Raw genomic sequence first — 4,777 nt, 5'->3', positions numbered from 1 at the left:
GTTCGACGACGGTCACGTTGACCAGGTCGCCCGCCGATTTGCTGGGCGCGACGCCCAGTTCGGCGAGCGGTTCGTCCACCGTCGCCGATTCAGCGCCCGGAACGCCCGCCGCGCCGGTCAGGTTGGCGACCACCTCGGGGCGGGCGGCGCCGGCGGCATCGACGGGTGCGGCCCGGTCGACCGCGCTGAAGATCGCGCCTGCGATGCCGATCAACAGCACGACGGCGGCCAGCCCGGTCAGGGCCACCCGCAGGCGCTGCATCGTTTGCTTGGGATCCGGGGGAGGCGACCGCATTGTTTGAGCCAAGCCTATCGACTTGGAGCGGGCTTGTCGACCGCTGGTGGATCAGGCCGCCTGCAACCCCTTTGCCGCGCGCCATTCGGGATTATGCAGCGTCGACAGGTAACGGAAACCCGTGTCGCACAGGATCGTCGCCACTCGCGCGCCCGGCCCGATGTCGCGCGCCAGCCGGATCGCGCCCGCCACATTGATGCCCGAAGACAGACCCAGGCACAGCCCTTCCTCGTCCAGCAGGCGACGGACCCATTCATATCCCTCCGCGTCGGAGATGCGATATTGGGTGTCGATCGGCGCGCCGTCCAGATTGGCGGTGATGCGCCCCTGCCCGATCCCCTCGGCCACCGACGCGCCTTCCGACTTCAATTCGCCATTGGCGTAATATTCATACAGCGCCGCGCCGTGCGGGTCCGCCAGCGCGATGCGGACATTCGCGTCCTTTTCCTTCAGGCCCAGCCCGACCCCGGCCAGCGTGCCGCCCGTGCCGACCGCACAGGTGAAGCCGTCAATCCGCCCGTCCATCTGCGCCCAGATTTCGGCCGCCGTGCCGACGATGTGTGCGCGGCGATTGGCGATATTGTCGAACTGATTGGCCCAGACCGCGTTCGGCGTCTCCTCGGCAATGCGGCGGCTGGTGTGCACGAAATGGCCGGGGTTGGAATAGGGCGCGGCGGGCACCAGCACCAGCTCCGCGCCCAGTGCGCGCAGCGTGTCCATTTTCTCCCGGCTCTGCGTCTCGGGCATCACGATGATCGACTTATAGCCCTTGGCATTGGCGACCAGCGCCAGCCCGATGCCGGTATTGCCCGCCGTCCCTTCGACAATCGTGCCGCCGGGCTGGATCAGGCCCCGCGCCTCGGCATCCTCGACGATGAACAGCGCGGCGCGATCCTTCACGCTGGCGCCGGGATTGGCATATTCGCACTTGGCGAAGATGTCCGCGCCCGCCGCTTCGCTGGGGCCGTGCAGCCGGACGAGGGGGGTATTGCCGATAAGCGCGATGGTGTTGCTGGCGATCTGCATGGTGGACAAGATAGGCCGCGCGGCCCCTGCGACAAGCAACCTTCGCTTGGGGATGGTTATGGTGCGCCTTCCCCCCCCGCCCGCTTCGCGCTAACCGGGCGCGCATGGCCACCGCCGCAACCGCATCCGCCGCGCCGCCGCGCAAATTGTCCAACCTGCTCGTCGTCTGGCGCTTCACGCGGGCCTATCCGCTGCAACTGATCTGCGCGGTGCTGGCGCTGGTCGCGGCGGCGGCGGCGACGCTGTATATTCCGCGCACCTTCCAGCTGGTGGTCGACAACGGCTTTGCCGGCGGGACCGACCCGGCGGCGATCGCGCCCTATTTCCACCGTTTGCTGATGGTGGTCGCGGTGCTGGCCTGCGCCACGGCGGCCCGTTTCTGGTTCGTATCATGGCTGGCGGAGCGCACCGTGGCCGACATGCGCGTGGCGGTGCAGCGCAACCTGCTGCGCATGGCGCCGCGCTGGTTCGAGGAAAACCGCCCGTCCGAAATCGCCAGCCGACTGACCGCCGACACCGCCGTGGTCGAACAGATTGTCGGCTCGACCGTTTCGATCGCGCTCCGCAACCTGTTGGTCGGCGTTGGCGGCACGCTGTATCTGTTCGCGCTGAGTCCCAAGATCGCGGGCTATCTGGTGCTCGGCCTGCCGCTGATCGTCGCGCCGGTGATGGCGCTGGGCAGCCGGGTGCGACGCCTTTCGCGTTCCAGCCAGGACAGGGTCGCCGATATCGGCGCGACCGCCAACGAAACGCTGGGCGCGATGAAGATCGTGCAGGCATTCGGCCAGGAATCGCGCGAGGCCGACCGGTTTTCCGCCGCCGTCGATCGCGGCTTTGCCACCGCCAAGGCACGGTTCGGCACGCGCGCGTTGATGACCGCTTTGGTCATCCTGCTGCTGTTCGGGGCGGTGACGCTCATCATCTGGGAAGCGGTCAGCGACGTAGCGACGGGCCGCACCACGGGCGGGTCGATCACCGCGTTCGTGCTGACCGCCGGGCTGGTGACGGGCGCGTTCGGCGCGTTGATCGAGGTCTATGGCGATCTGCTGCGCGCATCGGGGGCCGCCGCGCGGCTGGCCGAATTGCTGTCACAGGCGCCCGACATCGCCCCGCCCGCCGACCCGCTGCCGCTGCCGGTCCCGCCACAGGGGCGCATCAGCTTCGACCGGGTGGAGTTTCGATACCCCACCCGCCCCGATCAGGCGGCGCTGCACGACTTCACGCTCGATGTCGCGCCGGGTGAGACGGTGGCGATCGTCGGTCCGTCAGGCGCGGGCAAGTCGACGCTGTTCCAGCTGGTCGAGCGTTTTTACGACCCCCATTCGGGCGAGGTTCGGATCGACGGCGTGCCGGTCAACCGCACTCACCCCGCCGCCGTTCGGTCGCGCATCGCCATGGTGCCGCAGGAAACGGTGATCTTCGCCGCTTCCGCCCGCGACAATCTGCGCTATGGGCGCTGGGACGCGGACGAGGCCGAGATCTGGGCCGCCGCAGAGGCCGCCAATGCCGGTCATTTCCTGCGCGAATTGCCCGACGGTCTCGACACCTTCCTCGGCGAAGGCGGCGCGCGGCTATCAGGCGGGCAGCGGCAACGCATCGCCATCGCGCGCGCGCTGCTACGCGATTCGCCGATCCTGCTGCTCGACGAAGCGACATCGGCGCTGGATGCAGAGAGCGAGCGACTGGTGCAGGACGCGCTCGAACGGCTGATGGCCAGCCGCACGACAATGGTCATCGCCCACCGCCTTGCCACCGTCCGCAATGCCGACCGCATCGTCGTGATGGATGACGGGCGCATCGTGGAAACCGGCACCCATGCGGAGCTGATGACGCGCAGCGGGCTTTACGCGCGGCTCGCGGCGCTGCAATTCAATGAGGTTGCATAACGAAACCGATTGGAGAGTGGGCATGGAACGCGAGTTCGACGTCATCGTCTATGGCGCCACCGGCTATACCGGCAAGCTGGTCGCCGAATATCTGGCGCTCACCTATCCCGGCCTGAAATGGGCGATGGCGGGCCGTTCGCTCACCAGATTGGAGGCGGCGCGCAACGAAACCGGCGCGCCCGGCGCGCTGCCGCTGATCGCCGCCAATGCCGACGATCCATCGGCGCTGAAAGCGATGTGCCAGCGGACCAGAGTGGTCCTCAGCACCGTTGGCCCCTATCAGCTTTACGGCGAACCGCTGGTCGCGGCGTGCGCGCATACCGGCACATCCTATGTCGACCTGTGCGGCGAGCCGGCCTGGATGCGCGCGATGATCGACAAATATGACGCCGATGCAAAGGCGTCGGGCGCGCGGATTGTGTTTTCATGCGGGTTCGATTCGATCCCCTTCGACCTGGGCGTCTGGGCAGCGCAGCAATGCGCGAAGGCCAAGTTCGGCCGCTCCGCCCCGCGCGTGAAGGGCCGCGTCCGCAAGATGCAGGGCACCTTTTCCGGCGGCACCTTCGCCAGCGCGCGCGCGACCATGGCGGCGGCGGCGCGTGAGCCGCAGATACTGAAACTGATGGTCGATCCCTTCGCGCTGACGCCGGGCTTCGACGGGCCGGCACAGCCCAAGGGATTGCTGCCCGAATATGACCCCGCCGTTGGCGCATGGGTCGCGCCGTTCGTCATGGCGACAATCAACACCAAGAACGTCCACCGCACCAACGCACTGCTCGGCCACGAATATGGCGCCGATTTCGTCTATGACGAAATGATGATCGCCCCCGGTCTCGGCGAAATGGGCAAGGCGGCGGCGGAAGCGATCGCCAGGATGAATCCCGTCGGCGGCGACAAGGGACCGGCACCCGGCGAAGGACCCAGCCGCGAGGCACGCGAGGCGGGCTTTTACGACCTGCTGTTCATTGCCGAAATGCCCGATGGCGACCGGGTGGAGGCCGTCGTCACCGGCGACATGGACCCCGGCTATGGCTCGACCAGCAAGATGATCGCCGAAACGGCGCTGCTGCTGGGCGAAACCGAAAGCGCGGGCGGCGTGTGGACGCCCACCGCGCTGATGGGCGCGACCTTGCGCGACCGGCTGGAGGCCAAGGCGGGCCTGAGCTTCCGCGCGGGATGACGGGACGGCCGGGGGTCAGCCCCGGCAATCCTCCGCCACGCGCAGGATTTCGGGCCAGGCGGGGATGACCAGCGGTCGGGCGCTCACACCCTCCACGACGAAGCGACCCCGGCTGAATCCCATCGCATCGAACAGGTTGTCGCGCGCGCCCAGCCGGGCAGCGACCGTCCCGCTGCCGGCAGGCGTCATCGGCAAGGTGCGCGACGCGCTGCTGGTCCGCACCACCGCGCGCGTGCCCGCCCCCTGCACGGCGAACGTGACGGTCCGGCTCGCCCGGTCGCATGTCAGGCTGGCGACATTCGCCCCGAACCGCGCGACCGATCCGCCGGCCGTGGCCTGATATCGCCAGTCCCCCGGCGTCAGCGGCCAGTCGCGCCAGTCGCTTGAAGC

Annotated in this window: 5 protein-coding genes; 2 read left to right on the top strand and 3 right to left on the bottom strand. The window is 68.4% G+C overall.

Annotation, left to right across the window (positions count from 1 at the left end):
* Together VL973_RS11895 and VL973_RS11890 are read right to left on the bottom strand one after the other, a co-directional pair.
* On the bottom strand, nucleotides 1-262 hold a 262-nt coding region (locus VL973_RS11895), incomplete at its 3' end, for a hypothetical protein (RefSeq protein ID WP_325284238.1).
* Between the two features lie 84 nt (nucleotides 263-346).
* Nucleotides 347-1,321 carry a cysteine synthase A gene (locus VL973_RS11890; protein ID WP_325284239.1) on the bottom strand — a complete coding sequence of 325 codons (975 nt, stop codon included), beginning with the start codon at nucleotides 1,319-1,321 and terminating at the stop codon, nucleotides 347-349.
* Between the two features lie 104 nt (nucleotides 1,322-1,425).
* On the opposite strand from VL973_RS11890, the gene VL973_RS11885 reads away from it, so the two are divergent.
* Nucleotides 1,426-3,207 carry an ABC transporter transmembrane domain-containing protein gene (locus VL973_RS11885; RefSeq protein ID WP_325284237.1) on the top strand — a complete coding sequence of 594 codons (1,782 nt, stop codon included), beginning with the start codon at nucleotides 1,426-1,428 and terminating at the stop codon, nucleotides 3,205-3,207.
* Nucleotides 3,208-3,229: 22 nt separating this feature from the next.
* Nucleotides 3,230-4,387: a saccharopine dehydrogenase family protein gene (locus VL973_RS11880; RefSeq protein ID WP_325284236.1), complete on the top strand. Its 1,158-nt coding sequence runs from the start codon at nucleotides 3,230-3,232 to the stop codon at nucleotides 4,385-4,387.
* A gap of 15 nt (nucleotides 4,388-4,402) precedes the next feature.
* On the opposite strand, the gene VL973_RS11875 is transcribed toward VL973_RS11880, so the two are convergent.
* Nucleotides 4,403-4,777, bottom strand: a 375-nt coding sequence (locus tag VL973_RS11875; protein ID WP_325284235.1) for a hypothetical protein, incomplete at its 5' end; no start/stop codon positions are given.

It is taken from the genome of Sphingomonas sp., from assembly GCF_035490575.1.
Classification (GTDB): Bacteria; Pseudomonadota; Alphaproteobacteria; order Sphingomonadales; family Sphingomonadaceae; genus Sphingomonas.
This window is presented reverse-complemented; position numbering and strand designations above follow the sequence as displayed.

Excerpts from the sequence above, each read along its gene's own strand:
- VL973_RS11885 (WP_325284237.1), top strand. The coding sequence starts at position 1,426 with ATGGCCACCGCCGCAACCGCATCCGCCGCGCCGCCGCGCAAATTGTCC.
- VL973_RS11890 (WP_325284239.1), bottom strand. The coding sequence starts at position 1,321 with ATGCAGATCGCCAGCAACACCATCGCGCTTATCGGCAATACCCCCCTC.
- VL973_RS11880 (WP_325284236.1), top strand. The coding sequence starts at position 3,230 with ATGGAACGCGAGTTCGACGTCATCGTCTATGGCGCCACCGGCTATACC.